The organism is Micromonospora fiedleri (genome assembly GCF_016774385.1).
Classification (GTDB): domain Bacteria; phylum Actinomycetota; class Actinomycetes; order Mycobacteriales; family Micromonosporaceae; genus Micromonospora; species Micromonospora gifhornensis.
Map to the genome: position 1 here is coordinate 1 of NZ_JAETXL010000026.1, position 901 is coordinate 901.

1 rRNA gene and 1 pseudogene are annotated in these 901 nt (G+C 69.4%); one reads left to right on the top strand and one right to left on the bottom strand.

The features are described from left to right. Positions 1 to 9: 9 nt before the first annotated feature. A 5S ribosomal RNA gene (gene rrf, locus JMF97_RS30440) occupies positions 10 to 126 on the top strand. Positions 127 to 219: 93 nt separating this feature from the next. On the opposite strand, the pseudogene JMF97_RS30445 reads toward rrf, so the two are convergent. Continuing rightward, positions 220 to 901 (bottom strand): annotated as a pseudogene (locus JMF97_RS30445) (hypothetical protein); the annotation flags it as partial.

Sequence of the window (901 nt, forward strand, 5' to 3'; positions counted from 1 at the left end):
TGATAGGGTTACGGCGGTTATGGCGGAAGGGAAACGCCCGGTTACATTCCGAACCCGGAAGCTAAGCCTTCCAGCGCCGATGGTACTGCACTCGGGAGGGTGTGGGAGAGTAGGACACCGCCGGACACACGTCACAGTCGAGGGCCACCCGGAATCGGGTCGGCCCTCGACTGCGTTGCGCCATAGAATGGCGCACTGAGGAAGGATGTACCTGTGAGTTCAGGAGCTCAGGGCGGAGACCGTCCCCGGGGCCAGGAGGGCCGGCCCGAGGGCCGTGACCGCGGCTTCCGCCGGGACGACCGCCCGTCGTACCGCGACGATCGTGACCGGGACCGTGGTTCCCGTGAGGGACGCGGTGACGGGGCTGACCGTTCCCGTTCCGGCGGTTTCCGCGAGGGTGACCGTCGTGAGGGTGGTTTCCGCCGCGACAGCGGCGAGCGTCCCGGTGGTTTCCGGGGCGGAGATCGCCGCGAGGGTGACCGTCGTGAAGGCGGCTTCCGTCGTGACAGCGGTGAGCGCTCTGGTGGTTTCCGTGGCGGTGACCGTCGTGAAGGTGGTTTCCAGGGCGGCGACCGTCGTGAGGGCGGGTTCCGTCGCGACGGCGGCGAGCGTCCCGGTGGTTTCCGGGGCGGAGATCGCCGTGAAGGCGGCTCCCGCGATGGTGAGCGTTCTGGTGGCTTCCGTGGCGGTGACCGTCGCGAGGGTGGTTTCCGTCCCGACAACAGGGAACGTTCCGGTGGCTTCCGCGAAGGCGGCGACCGTCGTGAGGGTGGTTTCCGGCGTGACAGCGGTGAGCGTCCCGGTGGTTTCCGGGGCGGTGACCGCCGTGAAGGTGGTTTCCAGGGCGGCGACCGTCGTGAGGGCGGGTTCCGCCGCGACGGCGGCGAGCGCTCCGGTGGTT